The 23,288-nt window shown below is 72.5% G+C and carries 22 protein-coding genes; 20 read left to right on the forward strand and 2 right to left on the reverse strand.

The genetic code is table 11. From position 1 onward, the window contains the following. Nucleotides 1-108: 108 nt before the first annotated feature. Together CLV40_RS31105 and CLV40_RS31110 are read left to right on the forward strand one after the other, a co-directional pair. A complete protein-coding gene (locus tag CLV40_RS31105) occupies nt 109-1,089 on the forward strand; it encodes an SGNH/GDSL hydrolase family protein (protein ID WP_104482582.1) in 981 nt (326 codons plus the stop codon). An 88-nt stretch (nt 1,090-1,177) separates the two neighbouring features. Beyond that, nucleotides 1,178-2,203 carry a zinc-dependent alcohol dehydrogenase family protein gene (locus tag CLV40_RS31110; RefSeq protein ID WP_104482606.1) on the forward strand — a complete coding sequence of 342 codons (1,026 nt, stop codon included), beginning with the start codon at nt 1,178-1,180 and terminating at the stop codon, nt 2,201-2,203. Nucleotides 2,204-2,286: 83 nt separating this feature from the next. On the opposite strand, the gene CLV40_RS31115 is transcribed toward CLV40_RS31110, so the two are convergent. Beyond that, a complete protein-coding gene (locus CLV40_RS31115; RefSeq protein ID WP_104482583.1) occupies nt 2,287-3,168 on the reverse strand; it encodes an alpha/beta hydrolase in 882 nt (293 codons plus the stop codon). A gap of 112 nt (nt 3,169-3,280) precedes the next feature. Here CLV40_RS31115 and CLV40_RS31120 point away from each other — a divergent pair, with 112 nt between their 5' ends. From CLV40_RS31120 to CLV40_RS31175, 12 genes are all read left to right on the forward strand, one after another. After that, complete coding sequence (locus tag CLV40_RS31120; RefSeq protein ID WP_104482584.1) at nt 3,281-3,880, forward strand: TetR/AcrR family transcriptional regulator; 600 nt, start codon at nt 3,281-3,283, stop codon at nt 3,878-3,880. Nucleotides 3,881-3,936: 56 nt separating this feature from the next. Beyond that, nucleotides 3,937-4,584: a GntR family transcriptional regulator gene (locus CLV40_RS31125; RefSeq protein ID WP_104482585.1), complete on the forward strand. Its 648-nt coding sequence runs from the start codon at nt 3,937-3,939 to the stop codon at nt 4,582-4,584. Beyond that, nucleotides 4,581-5,369 (forward strand): carbon-nitrogen family hydrolase, encoded by a 789-nt coding sequence (locus tag CLV40_RS31130; protein WP_104482586.1) that lies wholly within the window; start codon nt 4,581-4,583, stop codon nt 5,367-5,369. The genes CLV40_RS31125 and CLV40_RS31130 overlap by 4 nt, the downstream gene beginning before the upstream one ends. After that, nucleotides 5,366-6,037, forward strand: coding sequence for a DUF2848 family protein (locus CLV40_RS31135; RefSeq protein ID WP_104482587.1), 672 nt, complete (start codon nt 5,366-5,368; stop codon nt 6,035-6,037). Before CLV40_RS31130 ends, CLV40_RS31135 begins: the two co-directional genes overlap by 4 nt. Beyond that, nucleotides 6,034-7,485, forward strand: a complete 1,452-nt coding sequence (locus tag CLV40_RS31140; protein ID WP_104482588.1) for a 4-hydroxyphenylacetate 3-hydroxylase family protein — start codon at nt 6,034-6,036, stop codon at nt 7,483-7,485. Before CLV40_RS31135 ends, CLV40_RS31140 begins: the two co-directional genes overlap by 4 nt. Beyond that, complete coding sequence (locus CLV40_RS31145) at nt 7,482-7,835, forward strand: cupin domain-containing protein (RefSeq protein ID WP_104482589.1); 354 nt, start codon at nt 7,482-7,484, stop codon at nt 7,833-7,835. The genes CLV40_RS31140 and CLV40_RS31145 overlap by 4 nt, the downstream gene beginning before the upstream one ends. After that, nucleotides 7,832-8,353, forward strand: a complete 522-nt coding sequence (locus tag CLV40_RS31150) for a flavin reductase family protein (RefSeq protein ID WP_245931679.1) — start codon at nt 7,832-7,834, stop codon at nt 8,351-8,353. The genes CLV40_RS31145 and CLV40_RS31150 overlap by 4 nt, the downstream gene beginning before the upstream one ends. A 294-nt stretch (nt 8,354-8,647) precedes the next feature. Then, nucleotides 8,648-10,138, forward strand: a complete 1,491-nt coding sequence (locus CLV40_RS31155; RefSeq protein ID WP_104482590.1) for a CocE/NonD family hydrolase — start codon at nt 8,648-8,650, stop codon at nt 10,136-10,138. Continuing rightward, a complete protein-coding gene (locus CLV40_RS31160; protein WP_104482591.1) occupies nt 10,138-11,079 on the forward strand; it encodes an ABC transporter permease in 942 nt (313 codons plus the stop codon). Before CLV40_RS31155 ends, CLV40_RS31160 begins: the two co-directional genes overlap by 1 nt. 14 nt (nt 11,080-11,093) lie before the next feature. Continuing rightward, nucleotides 11,094-12,980 (forward strand): dipeptide/oligopeptide/nickel ABC transporter permease/ATP-binding protein, encoded by a 1,887-nt coding sequence (locus CLV40_RS31165; protein WP_245931680.1) that lies wholly within the window; start codon nt 11,094-11,096, stop codon nt 12,978-12,980. Then, nucleotides 12,977-13,810 (forward strand): ABC transporter ATP-binding protein, encoded by an 834-nt coding sequence (locus tag CLV40_RS31170; RefSeq protein WP_104482592.1) that lies wholly within the window; start codon nt 12,977-12,979, stop codon nt 13,808-13,810. The genes CLV40_RS31165 and CLV40_RS31170 overlap by 4 nt, the downstream gene beginning before the upstream one ends. Beyond that, nucleotides 13,807-15,324: an ABC transporter substrate-binding protein gene (locus CLV40_RS31175; RefSeq protein ID WP_104482593.1), complete on the forward strand. Its 1,518-nt coding sequence runs from the start codon at nt 13,807-13,809 to the stop codon at nt 15,322-15,324. Before CLV40_RS31170 ends, CLV40_RS31175 begins: the two co-directional genes overlap by 4 nt. A gap of 54 nt (nt 15,325-15,378) precedes the next feature. Here the strand turns inward: CLV40_RS31175 and CLV40_RS31180 are convergent, their stop codons facing one another. Beyond that, entirely contained in the window at nt 15,379-16,410 is a 1,032-nt protein-coding gene (locus CLV40_RS31180) for an LLM class flavin-dependent oxidoreductase (protein WP_104482594.1), read from the reverse strand. 57 nt (nt 16,411-16,467) lie between these two features. Here CLV40_RS31180 and CLV40_RS31185 point away from each other — a divergent pair, with 57 nt between their 5' ends. The 6 genes from CLV40_RS31185 to CLV40_RS31210 all read left to right on the forward strand — a co-directional run bounded on the left by CLV40_RS31185 (nt 16,468) and on the right by CLV40_RS31210 (nt 23,287). Next, on the forward strand, nt 16,468-16,935 hold the full coding sequence (locus CLV40_RS31185; protein WP_342752318.1) for a MarR family winged helix-turn-helix transcriptional regulator: 468 nt from the start codon (nt 16,468-16,470) through the stop codon (nt 16,933-16,935). Nucleotides 16,936-17,020: 85 nt separating this feature from the next. Continuing rightward, on the forward strand, nt 17,021-17,680 hold the full coding sequence (locus CLV40_RS31190; RefSeq protein ID WP_219824164.1) for an HAD family hydrolase: 660 nt from the start codon (nt 17,021-17,023) through the stop codon (nt 17,678-17,680). Between the two features lie 69 nt (nt 17,681-17,749). Then, the gene (locus CLV40_RS31195) at nt 17,750-18,793 is read left to right on the forward strand and encodes a FecCD family ABC transporter permease (RefSeq protein WP_374065801.1); all 1,044 of its coding nucleotides are present in this window, start codon (nt 17,750-17,752) and stop codon (nt 18,791-18,793) included. Beyond that, the gene (locus CLV40_RS31200; protein ID WP_342752319.1) at nt 18,790-19,854 is read left to right on the forward strand and encodes a FecCD family ABC transporter permease; all 1,065 of its coding nucleotides are present in this window, start codon (nt 18,790-18,792) and stop codon (nt 19,852-19,854) included. Before CLV40_RS31195 ends, CLV40_RS31200 begins: the two co-directional genes overlap by 4 nt. Nucleotides 19,855-19,974: 120 nt before the next feature. Next, on the forward strand, nt 19,975-21,615 hold the full coding sequence (locus CLV40_RS31205; RefSeq protein ID WP_104482595.1) for an ABC transporter ATP-binding protein: 1,641 nt from the start codon (nt 19,975-19,977) through the stop codon (nt 21,613-21,615). Next, nucleotides 21,608-23,287 carry an ABC transporter ATP-binding protein gene (locus CLV40_RS31210; RefSeq protein ID WP_104482596.1) on the forward strand — a complete coding sequence of 560 codons (1,680 nt, stop codon included), beginning with the start codon at nt 21,608-21,610 and terminating at the stop codon, nt 23,285-23,287. The genes CLV40_RS31205 and CLV40_RS31210 overlap by 8 nt, the downstream gene beginning before the upstream one ends. Nucleotide 23,288 lies beyond the last annotated feature (1 nt).

A 23,288-nucleotide genomic window follows, 5' to 3' on the forward strand; every position in this document is an offset into this window, starting at 1 on the left:
ACCGGCTTCACCGGGCCGGGTGAGTCCACTGGCGCGGTTGCCGGGGGCGACGGTACGACTCATCCGGAACTTCTCTGTTCCGCCCACCTCGCCCGGAGGAGCCAGCTCATGCGCCGTGCCCGAGTTCCCGCGTTGGTCGCCGTCGTCTGCACGGCGTTGGGCGCGCTCGCCGCGCCCGCCGCGGCGGAGTCCGCGGACGTCATCCAGTGGGTCGCGATGGGCGATTCCTACGCCGCGGGCGTGATCCCGGCCGCCGGGGTGGAGGTCACCGGCGGCGGCCAGCGCGACGGGTGCGCGCGCACCGCCGGGTCGTATCCCGAGGTGCTGCGCACGCGCCTGGGCGACGCCATCGACCTGACCAACGTCAGCTGCGGCGGCGCCACCATCGCCGAGGTCGTCTCCGATCCGCAGTCCCCCAACGGGTACAACCTGCCGTTCTTCGAGGTCTACGACCCCGGCTACCCGTTCTCCCCGGTCGATCCCCAGGTGTCGGCGATCCCGGAGAGCGCGAACGTGGTCAGCGTGCAGGTCGGCGGCAACACCCTCGGCTTCGCCGAGCTGATCTACGTCTGCCTGCAGCTGGGTTCGTCGGCGGACAAGGACACCGACCACCCGTGCGCGGACTACTTCACCAGCGGCGGCGACGGCGTGCCGACGATCACCGAGCGGCTCACCGAGGTGAGCAGGCAGTACGGCGAGATGCTGGGCACCATCCAGGCCGTCGCGCCCAACGCCAAGGTGCTCGCCCTCGGCTACCCGGCGATCATCCCGGAGGACCCGTCGACCTGCGCCTACGGCTTCGACGCGGCGGGTCTGCGCAACTTCGCGACCGCCACCTACCCGGACCTGGACTTCCTGCGCACCGAGGTGCTGGAGCGGTTCAACGCCACCATCGCCCAGCAGGCCGCCACGCACAACGTCACCTACGTCGACGTCTACACCCCGACCGTCGGCCACGACGTGTGCTCGTCCGACAAGTGGATCGAGGGCCTGGCCGACCGCTCCGGCGGCTGGGCGCTGGTGCACCCGAACGCCGCGGGCCACGCCCGGATCGCCGACCTGCTGGAGGCCGCGGTCGGTCTCGGCTGAGGTACCCGTCCGGCCCAACCGGGGTTGACCTGGCCCGGCGCGCGCCCGAATCCTTGACCCGGTGTCCGTCGGCGAGAGGGGTGAACGGGTGCGCGCCGTGGTGTTCGAGCAGTTCGGGCAGGACCCCAAGGTGGAAACCGTGCCGGACCCCGCGCCGTCCACCGGGGGCGTGGTGATCCGGGTGGCGGCGACGGGCCTGTGCCGCAGCGACTGGCACGGGTGGATAGGTCACGACCCGGACATCCGCCTGCCGCACGTGCCGGGGCACGAGCTGGCGGGCACCATCGCCGCGGTGGGCCCGGGCGTCACCAGGTGGCGGGAGGGCGACCGGGTCACGGTGCCGTTCGTGTGCGCCTGCGGTCGCTGCCCCGCCTGCGCGGCGGGCGACCAGCAGGTCTGCGAGCGCCAGACCCAGCCGGGTTTCACGCACTGGGGTTCCTTCGCCGAGTACGTGGCGGTGGAGGACGCGGAGGTGAACCTGGTCGGCCTGGCGGCCGACATCCCCTTCGCCACGGCGGCGGGCCTGGGCTGCCGGGTGGCCACCGCGTTCCGGGCGGTCCTCGCCCAGGGCCGGGTGGCGGCGGGGGAGTGGGTCGCCGTGCACGGCTGCGGCGGTGTCGGCCTGTCGTCGGTGGCCGTCGCGATCGCCGCGGGCGCCCGGGTGGTTGCCGTCGACATCTCGCAGACCGCGCTGGACCTCGCGGCGGGTCTGGGCGCGGTCTGCCTGAACCCGGTGACCACAGTGGACATCCCGGCGGCGGTCCGGGACCTGACGGGCGGCGGCGCGCACGTGTCCCTCGACTGCCTCGGCAGCCCGGCGACGTGCGCCGCCTCGATCCTGTCCCTGCGGCGGCGCGGTCGGCACGTCCAGGTCGGGCTGCTGCCGAAGGACCCACTGGTCCCGATGGCCAGGGTGATCGCGTACGAGCTGTCGGTGCTGGGCAGCCACGGCATGCCCGCCCACGCCTACCCCGAGATGATGGCGATGGTCAGCGCGGGCACCCTGCGTCCGGCCGACCTCATCACCCGCACCATCGCACTGGACGACGCGCCCAACGCCCTGACGGCCATGGGCAACGCCCCGGGCACCGGCGTCACCATGATCACCCCGTAGCCGTCCCGACCCGGTCCGATCGACCCGGCCGGGCTTGATCGACCCGGCCCGGGCCCACTCGGCCCTGGTCGAACCGACCCCGATCACCCAAGCCGGTCCCGGAGAAACGCGACGCTCTCCGCGACCAGCGGCCCGACGTCGCGCACCCCCATGAAGATGTGGTCCGCGCCCGGTACCGAGTGCAGCTCCACCTCCGTCCCCGAATCCCGCAGCCGATCCGCCAGCACCTCGCTCTGCGAGTGCGGCACGATCGTGTCGGCCAGCCCGTGGATCAGCAGGAACGGCGGTCCCACCCGATCCGCGTACGCCACCGGACTGGCCGCCAACGCCAACTCCGGCCACTCCTCCTCCGACCCGCCCACCAACTGCCGCTCGGGAACCGGCCGACCGGGCGGCGCCGGTCGGTCCAGCTTCCCCATCGCGGGCAGGTCGGACACGCCGTACCAATCCACGACCGCCGAAACCGTGCTGTCCTCACCCGGCACGCCTTCCGTGCCCTCCAACCGGCCCGGCCCCGTCAACGCCAGCAACGCGGCCAAGTGCCCGCCCGCCGACTCGCCCCACACGCCGATCCGGCTCCCGTCCACCCCGAACGGGTCCGCGAAGCGCCGTAGGTACCGCACCGCCGCCTTCACGTCGTGCAGCTGGGCCGGGAAGTGGGCTTCGCGCGAGTGCCGGTAGTCCACCGTCGCCACGGCGAGCCCGGCCGCCAACAACCCGCCGAACAGCTGCTGCTCCGTCACGGTCGGCGGCGGGAACCGCCGGTCGCCCTCCAGCCACGCGCCACCGTGGATCCACACCACCACCGGCGGCGGCGTGTCGGCGGCGGGCACGTGCAGGTCGAGCAGGACCGGCCGGTACCCCGGTGTCCGCGCGTAGGTCAGCCCTTCGAAGTGGCTGGTGCCGGTCTCGCCCCGGCGGGCGCGGGTGGGCGGGACGTAGGGCGGGGGCCAGGTCAGGTCCATCGGAAGAACTCCTTGCCTTGGCGTCGAGGTGGCCTACAGTAGAAAAACGACCGAGCGATCAGTAGGTTTGTTATGTCTACGTTATCTTTCACTCTCCGGTTAGGCTGCCGACGTGGGTGCACGCGCTCGTCGGGGGGACGCTCGACGCGATCGGATCATCGCCGTCGCGTTCCAGGAGTTCGCGGCCAACGGGTACCGCGGCGCCTCCCTCGCGCGCATCGCGGAGGGCGCCGGGCTGACCCAGGCCGGGCTGCTGCACCACTTCAAGGGCAAGGCGGACCTGCTCATCGAGGTTCTGCGGGAACGCGACGAACGGGATGGTGCCAGGGTCGGCATCGATCTCGAAGGGGTCACGCCGTGGCGGCGGGTCCTCGACGACCTGCGCGCCCTGGTCGAGTACAACTCCCGCGCCCCTGGGCTGGTCCAGCTGTTCACCGTGCTCAACGGGGAGGCGGTGACCGACGACCACCCGGCCCGGGAGTGGGCGCGCGAGCGCTACCGGCGGTTGGTCGACCACGCCGACCGCTCGTTCAAGGCCGGGGTCGAGGCGGGCGAACTGCGTCCCGACCTGGACACCCTCGCCTGCGCGCAACGCCTCTTCGCCGTCATGGACGGCCTCCAGCAGCAGTGGCTGCTCGACCTGGAACGCGTGGACATGCCGCACGCCTTCGGGCAGTTCCTGGCCGAGGTGGAGCGCTCGATCACGGCCTGATCCCGCTGTTGAGCGGCTCTTGCGCCGCTTGTCCACGGCTTGTATACATCTCGGCTATGAGTGGTTCACGAGCGTCCGCGCAGGACACGACCTACGACTGGCTCAAGCGGCACATCGCCACGCTGCCGCGCGACGACGGCACGTTCCTCACCGAGTCGGGCGTCGCCGAGGCGGCGGGCACGTCGCGGACCCCGGTGCGCGAAGCCCTGCTGCGGCTGGAGGCCGAGGGCTTCTTGCGGATCCTGCCCAAGAAGGGCGCGTTCGTGCCGCCGATCTCCGACGCCGAGGTGCGGGCGGTGATGCAGGCCCGCGAGCTGATCGAGGACTGGGCCGTGCGCCGGGCGGCGGAGGCGCCCGAGGGACTGGTGGAGGAACTGGAGGCGCTGGTGGCCGAGCAGGAAGCGCTGGTCGGCGACCCGGTCGGCTTCATCGACCGCGACCGCGCGTTCCACCGGACGATCGTGGGCGCGGCGGGCAACCCGGTCCTGGGCGAGTTCTACGAAACCCTGCGCGAACGCCAGGTGCGCATGGGTCTGCGCGCGGTCACCGGCAACGCGGGCCGCTTCCGCACGGTCCTCGACGAACACGCCACCATCGTCACCGCGCTGCGCACCGGCGATCCCGAGCACGCCGCCGCCGCGCTCGCCGAACACCTGTCGAGCACGATGACGGCTCTGGGCCTACCTTCCGGCGCTCAGGCATGAGGATCGCTCTTGTCCAGGTAGCCAGCCCTGACGATGAAACGCCGCAGCGGCGCCGTGAGCGCGTGGGTCGGATGGTCGCCGACGCGCGCGGTGCGGACCTGGTTGTCTTACCGGAGCTGTGGGCGGTCGGGTACTTCTCCTTCGACTCTTACCCGGAAGCCGCCGAATCCCTCGACGGCCCCACCGTCACCCTCGCCCGTGAGTGGGCACGCGCGCTCGACGCGCACGTCCACCTCGGTAGCGTTATCGAGCGCGACGCGCGTGGCCGCCTGTTCAACACGGCTGTTCTCCTGGCCCCGGACGGCACCGTCGCGCAGACCTACCGCAAGATCCACGTTTTCGGCCACGCCTCCCGCGAGGCTGAGTTGCTTACCCCCGGCGACCGCGTGGCCGTCGCGGGCACGGTCGGCATGACCACCTGCTACGACCTGCGCTTCCCCGAACTCTGGCGGGCCATGGTCGACCACGGCGCGGAATCGGCCATCGTCCCCGCGGCCTGGCCCGCGGCGCGCCGGGAGCACTGGCGGCTGTTCACCTCGTGCCGCGCGGTCGAGGAGCAACTGCTCCTCATCGCCTGCAACGCCGTCGGCACCCAGGCGGGCGTCGAACTCGCGGGCACCAGCCGGGTCGTGGACCCGTGGGGCACCGTGCTGGTCGAGGCGGGCGTCGACGAGGGCGTCACCACCTGCGAGGTCGACCCGGCGGTGGTCGCCAAGACCCGCGCCGAGTTCGCCGTCCTCAAGGACCGCGTGCTGCCCATGCCGCTCGCGGGAGGTGCGCGGTGAGCCCGCTCAAGCTGCGCGTCCTGGGGACCGACGAGGTGCTTTCCGTGACACCGACACGTCTTGTCGTTGCCGGGTACACCGCGCGCGACGAGGACGTAGTGGCCGCGCACATCGCCGAGCTGGCCGCGATCGGTGTCCCACCGCCGACGTCCGTCCCCGCCTACTACGACCTGGATCCCGCACTGCTGACCACCGACGCCGTAGTGGCGGTATCGGGACCCGTGACCTCCGGCGAGGTCGAGCCAGTCATCCTCCGGCACGCCGGGCAGTACTACCTCGGCGTCGGGTCCGACCACACCGACCGCGAGCTGGAACGGGCCGACATCGCCACGAGCAAGGCCGCCTGCCCCAAACCGCTGGGCGACAGCGTCGTCCGCATCGGCACCGACCTGTCCGACCTGGACTGGGACAACGCCACCGCCGACTCCAGCGTGGACGGCTGGCCCTACCAGCGCGGCGGCCTGTCCGCGCTGCGCCACCCCGCCGACATCCTCACCCGGATGACCGCCGCGCTCGGCCCGGTCGACGGCGACCTGGCCCTCTTCTGCGGCACCCTGCCGCTGCTCACCGGCGAGTTCACCCCCGGCGCGTACTGGCGGGTGCACCTGGAGCTCCCCGCCGGTCACGTGCTCACCCACGCCTACGAGACGAAACCGAGGAACCCGTGACAAGAACCGGACCCGAATACCTGGCGGCGCTCAAGGACGACCGCCGGGTCTACCTGGACGGCGAGGTTGTCGCCGATGTCGGCAGTCATCCTGCCTTCGCGCCGGTGGCCACCACCATCGCCGAGCTGTACGACCTCGCCGCCGACCCGGCCGCCGGGTTCCTCCGCGAGGACCCCGCCACCGGCCGGACCGTGAACCGGATGTTCGTCGCGCCGCGCACCCGCGACGAACTCACCGCGTTCCGCGTGTCCGCCGAGAAGTGGGCCCGCCACACGCGCGGCTGGGTCGGCCGCAGTCCGGACCACGTCGGCGCCTTCGTCGCGGCGTTCGGGGCTCATCCGGAGGCCTTCGCGTCCGACGAACGCGACTACGCGGGCAACGTCACCGCCTTCTGCGACCGGGTTGCCCGGGAGAGCCTGTACGTCTCGTACGCGATCATTCCTCCCCAGGTCTCCCGCGCCACTACGGCGCACGGATGGGACGGTGACCTCATCCAGGTGGGGGTAGCCGAAGAACGCGCGGACGGCATTGTCGTGCGGGGCGCGCAAATGCTGGCCACCGGCGGTGCGGTCGCCGACGAGATCTTCGTGTCCTGCATCAAGCCCCTCGGCCCGGAGGACGCCGACTTCGCACTCGGTTTCGCGGTCCCGGTCGCGGCACCCGGCCTGAAGCTGTACTGCCGTCGCCCCTATGCACCGGCCGCGACAAGCTCTTACGACTATCCGCTCACTACGCGCTATGACGAGACAGACGCGCTCTTGGTGTTCGAGGACGTCTTCATCCCGTGGGAACGTGTCTTCGTCTACCGGGATATCGCGGGACTGCGCAGGCAGTTCTTCGACACCGGCGCGCACCAGCTCGGCAATTGGCAGGCGCAGATCCGGTTCTCGGTGAAGCTCCAGTTCCTGCTCGGCATCGCGCGCAAGGTCGCGGCGGTCAACGGCGTGGACCGGCTGCCGGGCGTAGTGGAGAAGCTGGGGGAGTTGGCCGCGCTGGCGTCCGTTGTGGAGTCGGCGGTGCTCGCGGCGGAATACACCGCGGCGCCGGACGACCAGGGCTTGTGGCGCCCCGGCGCGCGGGCCCTCTACGGCGCCATGGGGTTGCAGGCGGAGCTGTACCCACGCGTGCTGGCCATCCTTCGTGACCTCGTCGGCGGTGGGGTTCTCCAGGTCCCTTCGAGCGTGGCGGACATGACCAGTCCCACTACGCGTCCCGACATCGATCGGTACGTGCAAAGCCCCAACACGCCCGCCGAGGAGCGGGTGAAGCTGTTCAAGCTCGCCTGGGACGCGGTCGGCAGCGAGTTCGCCGGCCGCCACCACCAGTACGAGATGTTCTACGCGGGAGCGCCCTTCGTGGTTAAGGGGTACGCGTTCCGCAACTACGGGTTCGACGAGCCGCTGGCCGAGGTCGAGCGGTTCCTGGCTGAATACGGGGTCCCCGCGTGAAACCGGAATACGAGTTCTTCCCAGTCGCCGACGTCGAGTTCACCACCGTCATCCCCGGCGGCGACCCGCTGATCACCCACAAGGTGCTGGCCGCCGACCCGGAGAGCGGCGTCGGCACCCGGCTGCTGCGCTACGCGCCCGGCGCGGACTCCAGCCCGATGGGCGTGCAGCGGCACGACTTCTGGGAGGAGGTGTACATCCTGGAGGGTTCCTTCACCGACCTCACGCTGAACGAGACGTTCACCGCGGGCATGTACGCCTGCCGCCCGCCGGGCATGGCGCACGGGCCGTGGCGCAGCGACGAGGGCGTGCTGACCTTCGAGGTGCGGTACCGGCTGGACGAGCCGTGATCGGCACGCGCGGTTCCGTCGACCCGGTGGCGATGCGGCGCACCATGGGCCGTTTCGCCACCGGGGTCGCGGTGGTCACCACGCGCGACCTGGACGGTGTGCCGCACGGGATGACGGTGAACTCGTTGACGTCAGTGTCGTTGGAACCGCCGTTGTTGTTGGTGTGCCTGACGACCGGTGCGCGCAGCACGGATGCCATCACGTCGTCGGGGCGGTTCGTGGTCAACATCCTGTCCGCGCGGCAGGAGCACATCGCGCTCCGGTTCGCGCGTCGCGGCGAGGACCACTTCGCCGGGTTGGCGGTCACGCAGGGGCGGCACCGGGTGCCCGCGGTGCCGGACGCCTTCGCGCACCTGGAGTGCGATGTGGAGCGCGCTTTCGAGGCGGGCGACCACGTCGTGGTGATCGGGCGCGTGCGCGAGACCTGCGAACGCGAGGGCGAACCCCTGGCGTTCCTCCGCGGCCGCTTCGGCGACGTGGTCGACCGCGGCCACGAACCGGTGTCCTGGTTCTTCTGAGTTCTCTGATCAACTATCCGGATACCGCTTTCCGGCTCACCCAGGTGCGCGGGTAGCTCGCCGCGCGCGCCAGGTCGCGCGTTGCCCGAGGTCGAGCGCCGCCCCGCGCGTGCGGCGGCCCAGGTGATGTTCCGATCGGGCGCGGCCGGTCCCGTCGACGGCCCGCCCGATCGCCACCCCGCGCATCGCGGTTTCCCCTAATTCGTCGCACTTTCGGGTGATCCGTGTCCGCGTTCGTCGCGGCCCCCGCTCTCTCCATGCGACAGCCCTTCTCCAGCATTCGAGGTCCCAGCCATGTCCGTTTTCCCCGAACCCCCGTCCTTGCCCGTACCCGAACCGCTCGACATCCCGGTGAGCGACGGCGCCCTGCTCTCCGCCCTGCGCTACCCGGCGGGCGGCGCGCCCGGGCCGGTCGTCGTCGTGATCACGCCCTACCGCAAGGAATCCCCGCAGCAGGCCCCGCTCGTCGACCTGGTGCTGCGGGCCGGGTTCGACGCGGTCGTCGTGGACGCGCGCGGCTTCGGCGGGTCCACCGGGCCGTACGCCGGTGTGCTGTCCCCGCGCGAGATCGCCGACGGCGCCGAACTCCTGGAGTGGATCGCCGCGCAGCCGTTCTGCGACGGCCGGACCGCGCTCGCGGGCGGCTCGTACTCCGGCATCAACCAACTGCTCATCGCGGCCCGCAAGCCCCGTGGGCTCAGGTGCGTCGCGCCGTGGATCGCCCCGATCGACACGTACCGGGACATGTGGAAGCGCGGGGGCATCCCCTCGCACACCGCGTGGGGCGCGCGGGCGCTGCTGTCCGCGCAGCGGCGCGCGACCCGGCGCGACGGTCTGCGGTACTTCTACCTCGGTCTGCTGGAAGAGGACTTCGACGTCACGCCCTTCGAGCGGGTCGACTTCGCGGCCGTCGACGTGCCGGTGCTGTTCCTCGCGGGCTGGACCGACTACTTCCTGCGCGGTGGCGTGCGCGGGTTCGAGCAGTGCGCGGCGCCGAAGCGGCTCGTGGTCGGCAACTGGACCCACGAACCGTTCACCACCCCGGAACTGGGCGCCGAGCTGACGGCGTGGCTGCGGCACTGGTTGGCCGGTGCCGGCGATGACCCGACTCGGCCCGAGGCGAACGTCGCGCTGTCCCGGCTGGGCAGCGACGAGTGGGAGACGCTGCCCGGCTTGCCCGAACCGCAGTGGCGGCGGTGGCGGCCCGTAGCGGAGCCGGTGACCGTCCCGGTGCTGCCGAACCTGGCCACCGCGCCACTCGCGGCGCCGACGGACGTCAACCTGATGGTCGACCTGGTCACCGAGTCCGGCATGCGGTTGTGGGGCGAGACGACGTGGTTCGACCTGCCCGTCGGGGAACCGCTGCGGCTGCTCGGGCAGATCGGTCTCACGGCGGCGGTCACCATCGACGACTGCGACGACGTCGACCTGCACGCGCGGGTCTCGGTGGTCGCCGTCGACGGAGCGGTCCGGCAGATCACCGAGGGCAGGTTGCGCGCGTCGCACCGCGAACTGGACCCCGACCGGTCGGTCCGCACGCCGGATGGCGACGTCGCGGTCCCGTGGCACCCGCACACCGGCGCTTCGCCGCTGCCGCAGGGCGAGCCCGTCGACCTGCACGTGGAGATCTACCCCGTCCACCTGCACCTGGCGCCGGGGGAGCGGCTGCGGCTGGGGCTCACGGTGGTGCGCGCGGACGAGGCCGCGACCCCGGCCCGGCTCACCGTGCTGCCGGAGACGGTCGTGGTGCTGCCGGTCGTGCCCGACTGCGCGGGAGGGCGGTGATGGCCCGGCTGGTCGGCGGTCGGGTGCTGTGGTCGCTCCCGCTCCTGCTCGCGCTGTCCGCGTTGACGTTCGTGCTCGCCTGGCTCACCCCGGGCGACGCGGCCCGCACCATCCTGGGCACCAACACCGACCCGGTGGCCTACGCCGAGGTCCGCGCCCGGCTCGGCCTCGACCGACCGCTGGTGGAGCAGTACTGGCACTGGCTCACCGGCGTCGTCCGCGGCGACCTGGGCGGCTCGGTGTTCACCGGTGAGCCGGTCTCGGCGATCGTCGGCGACCGGCTGCCGGTCACGTTGTCCCTGCTCGGCCTGTCCGCCCTGGTGATCGCGGCCGTCGGCACCGGCATCGGCCTGGTCGGCGCCCTGCGCGGCGGCCTCGCGGGCAGGCTGCTCGACGGGGTGGCCGTGGTCGGCATGAGCGTGCCCGCGCCGTGGCTGGGGCTCGTGCTGATCGTGGTGTTCGCCGTCGACCTGGCCCTGTTCCCGGTCACCGGCTACGTCGCCTTCGCCGACGCCCCTGCCGACTGGGCGCTGTCACTGGTGCTGCCAGTGGTGTGCCTGTCGGTCGGCGGGATAGCGGTGGTGGCCAAACAGGTGCGCGGGGCGCTGGCGGACGTGCTCGGCCGCGGCTACATCCGCGCGCTGCGCGCCAACGGCATGCCAACCCGCTCGGTCGTGTTCCGCCACGCGACCCGCAACGCCGCCCTCCCGGTGGTCAACGTCTTCGGCGTGGTGCTGATCGGGTTGCTGGGCGGGTCGATCGTGGTGGAGCAGTTGTTCGCCTTACCGGGACTCGGTCAGCTCACCGTGACCGCCACCGCCCAACACGACCTGCCGGTCCTGGAAGGCGTCGTCCTGTGCTTCACGATCCTGGTCGTAGTGGTCAACCTCGTGACGGACGTGATCTCCGGCAAACTCACCCCCCGCGCGGTGACCCCGTGAGCGCGGGGAGCGCCGTGACGGGCGTTGGCAGCACGGGCCGCGCGGGTGGCGGTGTGGTGCGCGCGGTGGCGCGGCGGCCGTTGGGTGTCGTGTGCGTGGCGTGGTTGGGTCTTCTGGTCCTGGCGTGCCTGCTGGCGGGGTGGCTAGGCTCTTCGCCGCAGGAGCAGGATCTCGAAGCGGTCTACAGTGGACCGTCCGCGGCCCATTGGTTGGGCACCGACCAGTTGGGCCGCGATCTCCTCAGCCGCGTCCTGCACGGCGGGCGGGTCAGCCTGCTCGTCGTGGGTGTGGCGTTGGCGGTCCACGTCGTGCTCGGTGTGGTCCTGGGTCTCGTCGCGGGTTACCGGCGGGGCTTGGTCGACCGGATCGTGTCCCGGCTGGCCGACCTGCTGCTGTCCGCGCCCGCCGTGGTCATCCTGCTGGTGGTGCTCGCCGTGTTCCCGCACAACGAGGCCGCCGCGATGACCACCCTCGGCGTGCTGTCCTCGGCCGGGCTGGCGCGGGTGGTGCGCGCGTCCGCGATCCGGGTGCGGGAGGAACCGTACGTGGCGGCCGCGACGGTGGCGGGTCTGGGGACGGTTCGGATCCTGGTGCGGCACGTCCTGCCCGCGGTGGCCGGTCCGGTGATCTCGCTGGTGTCGCTGGTGGCGGGCTCGGCGCTGCTGGTGGAGGCGTCCCTGGGCTTCCTCGGCCTGGGGACGCAGCCACCGGAGCCGAGCTGGGGCGGGCTGATCGCGGACGCCTCCCAGGCCATCTACCGGCAGCCGTGGATGCTCGTCCCGACCGGCGGTGTCGTCGCGGTGACGGCCGTGGCGTGCGCGCTGCTCGGCGACGTGGTCCGCGACGCGACCGACGACCGCGCGACCGGTGAACCGCTGTCCTGGCGGCGCATGCGGACCCGCGTGGTCGCCAGGGAGAGCCGGGAGCCCGCCGCGCTGTGCCTGCTGTCCGTGCGCGACCTGACGGTCCGGTTGGCGGACGGCACACCGGTCGTCGACGGTGTCGACTTCGACGTCGCGGCCGGGCAGGCGCTGGGACTGGTGGGTGAGTCCGGGTGCGGCAAGACCATGGCGGTCTCGGGAGTCCTGCGGCTCCTCCCACCGGGCGCGACCGTCGACGCGGCGACGATCACCTTCGACGGTCGGGAGACGCTGGGGCTGACCGAACGCGAGATGGTCGGGGTCCGCGGTCGCGGCATCGGCTACATCGGACAGGACCCGGTCGCCTCGCTCGACCCGCTGTTCACCGTCGGCGACCAGCTCGTCGAGGCCGTCCGCCACCACACCGGCGCGACTCGACGGCAGGCGCGGGCCAAGGCGCTGGAGCTGCTGGCGGCCGTGCGGCTGCCGGACCCGGCGGCGGTCGCGGCCAGGTACCCGCACGAGCTGTCCGGCGGCATGGCGCAGCGGGTGTCCATCGCGCGGGCGCTGGCGGGCGAACCCCGCCTGCTGATCGCCGACGAACCCACGACCGCGTTGGACGTCACCGTGCAGGCCGAGATCCTCGACCTGCTGCGGGACCTGCGCTCCCGCACCGGCATGGCGCTCGTCCTCGTCACCCACGACTGGGGCGTCGTCGCCGACACCTGCGACACGGCCGTGGTCATGTACGCGGGCCAGGTCGTCGAGAACACCGGCGTCGCCGAGGTCTTCGCGGCCCCGCGCCACCCGTACACCGAGGCTCTGCTGGCCGCCAACCCCGCGGCCGCCGAACCCGGGTCCCGGCTCCCGGTCCTCCCCGGTGCGGTCCCGGCCCCCGGCCACTGGCCCACCGGGTGCCGCTTCGCCCTCCGCTGCCCCCACGTCACAACGGAATGCGTGGCGGCGCCGATCCAGTCCACATCAGACACAGCGGGCGCGGTGTCGCGCTGCCTGCACCCCCGCGCAGGAGCCCGCACATGAACCTGCTGGAGATAGCGGGACTCGGTGTGCGCTACCGAGACCACCAAGCGCTCACCGGGGTCTCGCTCGCCGTGCCGCCCAACACGACCGTCGGTTTGGTGGGGGAGTCCGGCTCCGGCAAGACCACGCTGGGCCGCGCGGTGCTCGGGCTCGTGCCCGTCGCCGAAGGCGTGATCAGGTTGGCGGGCCGCGACATCACGCACCTGCGCGGCCGGGCCCGGCGCGGGCTCAGCGGTCAGGTGCAGGTCGTGTTCCAGAACCCGTACCTGTCCTTCAACCCCAGCCGCACCATCGGCCAGGCCGTCGCCGAACCGCTGACCCTGGCCGGGTTGCGGCCCGCGCAACTGCGCGGGCGGGTCGACGCCATGCTCGACCGGGTCGGCCTCGACCGGTCGGCGGCCGACCGCTACCCGTCGCGGTTCTCCGGCGGGCAGTTGCAGCGCATCGCCATCGCGCGGGCGCTCATGCCCGGGCCCCGGCTGCTCATCTGCGACGAGGCGGTCAGCGCGCTGGACCTGTCGGTGCAGGCGCACGTGCTCAACCTGCTCGCCGACCTCCAGGCCGAGCAGGGCCTGTCGTACCTGTTCATCACCCACGACCTCGCGGTGGTCCGGCACATCGCCGACCGGGTGGTGGTGCTGCGCCGGGGCGAGGTCGTCGAGGCGGGACCGGTCGAGCAGGTCTGCTCGACCGACCCGGACGTACCGCGCCACCCCTACACGCGCGCCCTGCTGGCCGCCGCCCCCGTCCCCGACCCCGCTGAGCAGGCCCGCCGCCGCGCGCTGCGGGCCGCCCCAGCCCAGGAAGGACCCGTCCCGTGCGAATCATGAAGAGAGCCGCCGCCCTGGTGGCCGCGGTGGTGTTGGCCGCCGCGCTGCCCGCCTGCTCGTCCTCGCGCGGCGCGACCGCCGACGACACGCTGGTCGTGGCGTTGCCCGCGCCACCGGAAAGCCTCAACCCCGCGCACAACGGCTCCGGCGCGCAGGGGATCGTGCACTGGCTCAGCTACGAACCGCTGATCCGCGCGAAGTCCGACGGCTCCTTCGCCCCGGCCCTGGCCACCGAGTGGGGGTACGTCGGCACCGGCAACACCGAGTTCGCCATGACCATCCGCGACGGCGTCGACTACGCGGACGGTACCCGCGTCGAGGTCGCGCACGTCGTCGACACGATCAAGTACTACCTGGGCAGCCCCGGCCCGATGAAGCCGTTCCTCACCGGCATCACCGACGTCACCGCGTCCGGCAGACAGGTCACGGTGAAGCTGTCCACACCGAACCCGATCCTGCCGTACGTGTTTAGCCAACTGGTCAACTGGGGCGATGTCATCAGCCCCGCCGGACTGTCCATGCCGGACAGGCTAACCACCCAGACCTTCGGCGCGGGCCCGTACACCCTCGACACCGCAACGACCGTCGCGGGCGACCATTACACGTTCGTCAAGAACGCGCACTACTGGAACCCGTCCGCGCAGCGGTTCGCCAAGGTCGTCGTCCGCGTCATCCCGGACCCGAACACCGCGACGCAGGCGTTGGCGAGCGGCCAGGTCGACGTCAACCTCAACGCCACGGCCACGCTCGCCGACCAGGCGCGGGGCATGGGTGCGCGGGTACTGGAGGGCAACCCCGGTGTGCTGGCCCTGTACCTGGTCGATCGCGCGGGTGAGACGACCCCGGCCATGGGGGATGTGCGGGTCCGCCAGGCGCTCAACCACGCTGTCGACCGCGCCGCCATCGCTAAGGCGCTCGGCGCCGGGTTCAGCCCCGTCGGCCAGATCGCGGCGGACGGCACCGACGGCTACGACCCCGCCTTGGAGAGCCGCTACCCCTACGACCCGGACAAGGCGCGGAGCCTGCTGGGTGGGGAGGTCCGGTTCGACCTGGTCGACCTGCTGACGTTCGGCATGAACACCGCCTCCCAGGCCGTTTCCGCCCAACTGGCCAAGGTCGGTGTCACCGCGACCATCCACACCGACGGCAACGACCTCAACAGGTTCGTCGCCGACCTGACTTCGCGCGAGTTCGCGGCGGTCACCTTCCGGCTCAACACCCCGCTGTTCGCCAGCGCGCTGTTCAACATCACCGGCACCACCTCGCCGCTGAACCCGTTCCAGAGCCGCGATCCCGAGGTCGAAGCGGCCTTCCACGCGTTGGCGTCGGCACCGGCCGAAGGGCAGGAAGCGGCGGCGAAGGCGTTCAACCGGGTGGTGGTCGAGAAGGCCTGGTTCTTACCGGTGGCGACCGTGCAGAACTACGCCTTCGCCAAGGGCGTCGCCAACCTGGGCGAGTTCGCCCCGAACGGTGCCCTGGACGTCCTCGACTGGGCGCCGGAAGCCGGTAGGTAGTGGGCTGACCTGACCGGCGCGCCCCCTGATCGCGCCGGTCAGGAGCCGGGGAGGTCAGCCGAGTTCCTTGCGGACCTGCGGCAGCACCTCGGTACCCAGCAGTTCGATGCCTGCCATGACGGTCTTGTGCGGCACGCCCGACCAGTCCATCTGCATGGCGTAGCGGTCGGCGCCGACCAGCCTGCCGACGCTGATCATCCGGTCGGCGACCTCGTCCGGGCTGCCCGCGAAGATCGACTGGGCGCCCCGGGCGTAGCCGTCGTAGTCCGCGCGCGACGGCACGGTCCAGCCCCGGGCCCGGGCGCCGTACTCCATGGTCTCCAGCCAGTACGGGAAGAAGGCTTCCTTGGCGTCCTGGGACTTCTTCGCGACCAGCCCGATGGCGCCCATGGTCACGTGCAGGTCCTCCGGCGCGTGACCGCCCTGCTCGCCCGCGTGCCGGTACAGCTGCACGAGCGGCGCGAAGCGCTCCGGCTGGCCGCCGATCACCGCGTACACCACGGGCAGGCCCAGCAGGCCCGCGCGCGCCGACGACTGCGGGTTGCCGCCGGTGCCGACGGAGATGCGCAGCCGACGCCCGTACGGCCGGGGCAGCACCTCGGCGTTCTCCAGCGGCGGGCGGAAGCGGCCGGACCAGGTGATCGGCGACTCGCGGTCCAAGCGCAGCAGCAGGGCCAGCTTCTCGTCGAACAGGTCGTCGTAGTCGCCGAGGTCGGCGCCGAAGAGCGGGAAGGACTCGGTGAACGAGCCGCGGCCCGCGAGCAGTTCGGCGCGGCCCCGGCTGAGCTGGTCGAGGGTGGTGAACTGCTGGTAGAGCCGGACCGGGTCCTCGGTGCTGAGCACGGTGACCGCGCTGGAGAGCGTGATCCGCTCGGTCACCGACGCCGCCGCGGCCAGCACCGTGCCGGGGTTGGAGATCGCGTAGGTGTCCAGGTGGTGTTCGCCGAGGCCGTAGAACGACAGGCCCAGTTCATCGGCGAGCCGGATCCGCTCCAGCGTGTTCGCCAGCGCGTCCGCGACCGAAACCCGCGCACCGGTGACCGGATCGGGGTGTCGATCCGCGAAGCTGTAGATCCCGAGTTCCATCACGCCTCCCGAGGTAATGATGACACATCAACAAAGCTGTCGAGTAGGGTCTTCCCGGTGACCGCCGCCACCCCACGCTGGCTCGACGAGCGGGAGGCCCGGGTGTGGATGGCCTACCTGGCGCTGCAACGCGAGCTGCACGCCGCCCAGGAGCGCCAACTCTCCCGCGACAGCGGCCTCTCCATCGCCGACTACGCCCTGCTCGTCCCGCTCTCGGAGGCGGGCGACGGCCTCGTCCGCTCCCGTGACCTCGGTGCCGCGGTCGGCTGGGAGCGCAGCAGGCTCTCCCACCAGATCAGCCGCATGGAGAAGCGCGGCCTGGTGCGCCGGGAGAACTGCCCCGACGACGCCCGCGGCTGCATGGTCCGGCTCACCGACGAGGGCCGCGCCGCGATCACCGCCGCCGCGCCCGCGCACGTGGACACGGTCCGCCACTTCTTCTTCGACTCCCTCACCGATACCGAGATCGATACGTTGGACTCGGTGTTCACCAGGCTGCTTGACCGGCTGACCACCGGACCGTGAACGGACGCTGAAGGGCCTCGACGCCGGGCCCGCGCCTCGCCATGCTGGGGATGGCGACGATTTTCCCCCCGGCCCGGGAGTTGGTGTGAGCGAACAAGCGCGGCAGTTGGTCGAGCGCGCCCGCGCGGTGGTGTTCGACCTCGACGACACCCTGGTCATGACCCGGGTCGTGAAGTGGGCGCAACACCAGGCCGTGGCCGCCCGGTTCTACGGCATCACCCTCACCGAGGTCGAGCTGGCCGCGCACTGGGGCAAGCCGTTCGACGAGCTGATCTCCTTGCTGTACCGCGATTCCGCGCCGCTGGAGGAGATGCGGGCGGCCAACCTGACGCTGGAGCCGCGCTACCGCAAGCCGGTCATGGACGGCGCCCGCGACGTGGTCGACGGGCTGCTGGACCGGGGCGCGCACGTCGGCGTGGTCACCTCGGCCAACACCGGTCCCACGCTGTCGGACCTGGACTGGGTCGGGTTCCCGACCGGCCGCCTGCGGTTCGTGCACGGCGCCGACGCCACCGCCGCGCACAAGCCGGACCCGGCGGTGTTCGACGACGCGATCCGGCTGCTGGCCGCGCACGGCGTCGGACCGGCGGAGACCGTCTACGTCGGCGACTCGATCATGGACCTGCACGCCGCCCGCGGCGCCGGGCTCGGCTTCGTCGGGGTGACCACCGGTCAGGTGCGCGGCGCCCGGTTCGCCGAGGAGGGCGCCTGCTGGGTGGCGGGTCTGGCCGAGTTGGTGGGGTAGCCCGACCGCGCGCGGCGGTTACCGGGTTAAGGTGAGCCTAACTTAACCGGCAGTGGAGAGGGGCCCGCCGTGGAGCAGACCGTCACGCGGCGGGAGACCACCGAGGCCAGGCCCCGGTCGTGGGGCGCGCGGCCCGCGTGGCTGGTGGTCGCGGTCGCCGCGCTCGTCGTGATCTGCGCGCTCAGCGTCGCCATCGGCTCGCGCACCATCCCGTTCGGCACCGTCTGGGACGTGCTGACCGGCGCGCTCAAGACCGGCGACGAGGCCACGATCATCTGGGACCGCCGGGTGCCCCGCACGCTCATCGGCCTGCTCGTCGGCACCGCGCTCGGCGTCGCGGGCGCGTTGATGCAGTCGCTGACCCGCAACCCGCTCGCCGACCCGGCCCTGCTCGGCGTGGACATCGGCGCCTCCACCGCGGTCGTGGCGTCGATCGCGTTCTTCGGCATCACCACCGTCGGCGGCTACATCTGGTTCGCCTTCCTCGGCGCCGCCGCCGCGTCGGTCGTCGTCTACGTGCTCGGCTCGACCGGTCGCCAGGTGACGCCCGAGCGCATGGTCCTCGCGGGCGCGGCGATCAGCGCCTCGCTCGGCGCGTTCGTCGCCGCGACGCTGGTGCTCGACCCGGCCGCGTTCCAGCAGTTCCGGTTCTGGCAGATCGGCTCGCTGGACAACCGGGACATGGCCGTGGTGCTCCAGGTGCTGCCGTTCATCCTGGCCGGGCTGCTGGTAGCGGCCACGCTCGCGTCACCGCTCAACGCGCTCGCGCTCGGCGACGAGACCGGCCGCGCGCTCGGGGTGAACCTCACGCTGGTCCGGCTCGGCTGCGCGCTGGCGATCACCCTGCTGTGCGGGGCGGCCACGGCGGCGGTGGGGCCGATCGCGTTCATCGGGCTGACCGTGCCGCACATGGCCCGCGCGCTCACCGGCCCCGACCAGCGCTGGGTGCTGCCGTTCAGCGCGGTGCTGGCGCCGGTGCTGCTGCTCGGCGCCGACGTGGTCGGCCGGGTGATCATCTCGCCGCGGGAGATGGAGGTCGGGATCATCACCGCCTTCGTCGGCGCGCCCGTGTTCATCGCGCTGTGCAGGCGCAGGAAGCTGGCCCACCTGTGAGCACCGCTACCACCGAGGACGCCAGGCCGGTGACGGGCGTCCCCGTCCGCGTCGGTCGGATGTCCCTGCGCGCCCACCCGCGCGCGATCGTCGTGGTCGTCGCGCTGCTGGCGGCCACCTCCGGCCTGGCCGTGCTGGAGATGCTCACCGGCGACTTCCCCCTCACCTACACCCAACTCGTGGACACCCTCGGCGGCGCGGGCACGGGCGGGCAGAAGTACGTGGTGTTCGACCTGCGCCTGCCCCGGGTCGCGGTCGCGGTGCTGGTCGGGGCCGCGCTGGGGATCAGCGGCGCCATCTTCCAGAGCCTGTCGCGCAACCCGCTGGGCAGCCCGGACATCATCGGCTTCGCCAGCGGCTCGGCGACCGGCGCGATCCTGGTGCTGGTCGTCTTCGGCGGCGGCATCACGCAGATCGCGCTCGGCTCGATCCTCGGCGGCATCGCCGCGGCGGTGGCCGTCTACGGGCTGGCCCACCGCACCGGCGTGCAGGGCTACCGGCTGATCCTGATCGGCATCGGCGTCACCGCCGTGCTCGGGTCGCTCAACACCTACATCCTGACCCGCGCCGGGTTGCGCCAGGCGCAGGCCGCGCAGGTGTGGCTGGTCGGCAGCCTCAACGGGCGCGGCTGGAGCGAGGTGCTGCCGGTCGCCGTCGCGCTGGTCCTGCTGCTGCCCGCGGGCGTGGTGCTGGGTCGGAAGCTGAACCTGCTGGAGATGGGCGACGAGACCGCGACCATGCTCGGCGTGCGGGTCGAGTCGACGCGGTTGCTGCTGGTCGTGGTCAGCGTCGCGCTCACCGCCGTGGCCACCGCGTGCGCGGGCCCGATCGCCTTCGTGGCACTGGCCGCGCCACAACTGGCCCGCAGGCTCGCGGGCTCCTCCGGTCCCGCGCTGCTGCCCGCCGCCGCGATGGGCGCGGCGCTGCTGCTCGGCGGCGACGTGCTCTCCCAGCGCGCGTTCGGCCAGAACGCGTTGCCGGTCGGGGTGGCCACGGCCGCGCTCGGCGGCGTCTACCTGGCCTGGCTGCTGGCCACGGAATGGCGCTCCGGCCGCCGCTGAGCCCGCCGCCGACCCGGTCACATTGACACCCGACCGGGCCGCAAGTAAGGATTGCCTAACTTCAGTTGTAGGCACTTTGGGGCGGCTGGCGACTGGCCGCGGGCGAGGGAGGACACCGCGGTGGAACTGCTGCGCGGCGCGCTGCGGCGGGAACGGGTCGTGCTCGGGGCCGGACTGGCCGCCACGGTGGTGCAGCAGATCGCGTTCCTGGCCATGCCGTGGTGCGTCCAGCACGGCCTCGACGAGGGCATCACCCCCGGTGACAGCGGTCGCACGCTGTTCTGGTCGAGCACGACGGCCGTCGTCGCGGTCGTGATGATGGTCTCCGCCGCGGCGGGCAAGTGGTGGTCCGGCCTGGCCGCGCACCGCGTCGCGCACCGGCTGCGCGCCGACCTCGCGGCCCGGGCTGGCACCCTCGACCGGGCCGCCATCGCACCCTTCGGCCAGGGCGACCTGGCCATGCGGGTCACCCGGGACACCGAGATGATCAACGCCTGGGTGCAGGGGCTGACCCGGTGGGCGCGGGTGGTGGTCACGGTCGCGCTGGTGCTGCCCGCGGTCGGCGCGATGGACCCGCCGCTGCTACTCGTCCTGGTGCTGGCCATGCCGGTGCTGGGCCTGGTCAACGCCCAGTTCCCGGGCCGCTACCGCCGTGCCAACGAGCGGCTGTCCACCGCGCACGGCAAGCGCGCCGACGCGGTGGAGGACCTGCTCTCGGCCAGCGCGGCCGTGCGCGGGCTCGGCGGCGAGCAGGTGCTGGTGCGCAGGCACGACGAGGTGAGCGCGCACGTCACCCGGCACACAATGGGTGTCGCGCGGGTCTCCGCGTGGTGGGTCTCGGCGCCGCCCGCGGTGCTGCGCGTCGCGGTGGCGATCGGGCTGGCCGTCGGCGGGCTCGCGGCGATCGACGGGCGGATCACCGTCGGCTCCCTGGTCGCCTTCACCTCGTGGATGATCACCATGACGGTCGCCGTGACGGTCCTGGTCGACCTGCTGGTCAACCGCGGTCAGGCCAGGGTCGCGGCGGGTCGGGTGGCGGAGGTGCTGGCGGCGAAGCCCGCGGTGGCCGCGCCCGCGGACCCGCGGCCGCTGCCGGAGTCCGGGATGCTCGCCGCGGTCGGGGTGCGCGCGGTGCGCGACGGCCGCGCGGTCGTCGGCCCTGTCGACCTGATGGCCGCGCCGGGGGAACTGGTCGTGGTGACCGGTCCGACCGGCTCGGGCAAGTCGGTGCTCGTGCGGTTGCTGTGCAGGCTCGACGATCCTGACAGCGGAACTGTCCACTTCGGTGGGGTCGACCTGCGGTTGGCCGACCCGGAACAGGTGTGGCGCCGGATCGGGGTGGTGCCGCAGCGGCCGGTGGTGCTCTCCGGCACGATCCGCGACAACGTGACCCTCGACCGCGACGTCGACCTGGACCTGGTGCGCGAGGCGTGCCGGGTGGCCGCGCTGGACGAGTTCATCGACGGCCTGCCCGGCGGCTACGACACCGTCGTCGGCGAACGCGGCGAGACCCTGTCCGGCGGGCAGGTGCAGCGCTTGGCGTTGGCCCGGGGGCTGCTGGCGAAACCGCCGGTGCTGGTCCTCGACGACGTCACCTCGGCAGTCGACGCCGACACCGAGCAGACCATCCTGCGGCGCCTGCGCGAGTGGTCGCCCGAGACCGCGGTCGTGTTCGTCTCGCACCGCTCGGCCGTGGTCGCCGCCGCGGACCGGCTGATCCGCCTCGACGAGCAGGCGCGCATGGAGGTCGTCGGTGGCTGAGATCCGGACCCTCGACGAGTCCCCCGCGACCAAGGGCGTCATCCGCCGCTTCTGGCCGCACCTGCGCCCGTACCGCTGGCGCATCGCCGCCGCCCTGCTCACCACGGCCGTGGCCACCGCCGCCGTCGTCGGCATCGCGCCGGTCATCGGCGCGGGCGTGGACGCGGTGCTGGACCGCGACCGCGGCGCGCTGTGGACGGCCGTCTTCGTCCTCGTCGGACTCACGCTCATCCGGCTGGTGCTCTTGGCCGCCGCCGAACTCCAGCTCACCTCGGTCGGCGAGCAGGTCGTGCGCGGGGTGCGGGAGTTGGTCGTCGCTCGGCTGGCGGGCGCGCCGTTGCGGTTCATCGAGGCGCACCGCACCGGCGACCTGTTGCGGCGCAGCACCGGCGAGGTCGCCGAGCTGGCCCAGTTCGTCCGCGCCAGCCTGCCCGACCTGCTCGGCGCGCTCATCTCGCTGACCATGACCGTGGTCGTGCTGCTGGTCTACTCCTGGCTGCTGACCGTGATCCTGCTCGCGCTGTTCGTGCCCGCCACGATCCTGGTGCTGCGCTGGTTCGACCGCGACGCCGACGACGCCTTCGGCGACCAGGCCGCCGCCGAGGCCACCATGGCCGCCCAGTTCAACGAGTTCGTCTCGGCGGGGGAGACCCTGCGGCTCGGCGGCGGGATCGCGGCCCGGCTCGAGCGGTTCGGCAAGTCCAACGACGGCGCCCTGCGCGCGGCGAACCGGACCGTGGCCGTGCAGAACCGCCTGGAGACGATGAACCTGCTGGAGGGCCTGTCCACCGCCGCGCTGCTGCTGCTCGGCGTGTGGCTGGTGACGGCCGACCAGATCAGCGTCGGCACCGTCGTGGTGTTCGTGCTGGCCACCCGCAACCTGTTCGAGGGCATGCTCAACCTGTCCGAGCTGCTGGCCGAGTTCCAGCTGGCCCGCGTCGGCTTGGCCCGGCTGCTCGACCTGCTCGGGGCCACCGAGCCGCGCGCGTCCCGGGGCACCCGCGTCGAGCTGCCGCCCCGCGCCGAACTGTCCACATCGGACCTCGGCTACGCCTACGTGGACGGCGCCGACGTGCTGCACCGGGTCTCCGTCACCTTCACCGAGGGGGACCGCGCGGGCCTGGTCGGGCAGACCGGGTCCGGCAAGACCACGCTGGCCAAGCTGCTCAGCGGCCTCTACGCCCCCGACCGCGGCGCCGTGTTCTACGGCGGCCACGACCTCGCCGACCTCGACGAGGCCGACCTGCGCGGTAGGCTCGTCCTGGTGCCCCAACAGGTCCACCTCGTCGACGGCACCGTCGCCGACAACCTCGCCTTGGCGCCGACCGGCCCGACCCGCGCCGACATGGACACCGCCGTGACCGCCCTCGGCCTCGACGACTGGGGGGCCGCGCTGCCCGATGGCCTCGACACCCAGGTCGGCAGGCGCGGCGACCGGCTCTCCGCCGGGGAACGCCAGATCGTCGGGCTGGTGCGGGCCGCGCTGGTCGACCCGGCGGTGCTGATCCTCGACGAGGCCACCGCCGACATCGACCCCGAGACCGCGGCCCGGCTGGAACGCGCGGTCGACCGGCTGCACGAGGACCGCACGCTCATCGTCATCGCGCACCGGCAGGCCACCATCGAGCGGTTGCCCCGGGTCGTCCGGCTCGCGGAAGGGCGGGTGGTCTGAC

It is taken from the genome of Actinokineospora auranticolor (genome assembly GCF_002934265.1).
GTDB classification, from domain to species: domain Bacteria; phylum Actinomycetota; class Actinomycetes; order Mycobacteriales; family Pseudonocardiaceae; genus Actinokineospora; species Actinokineospora auranticolor.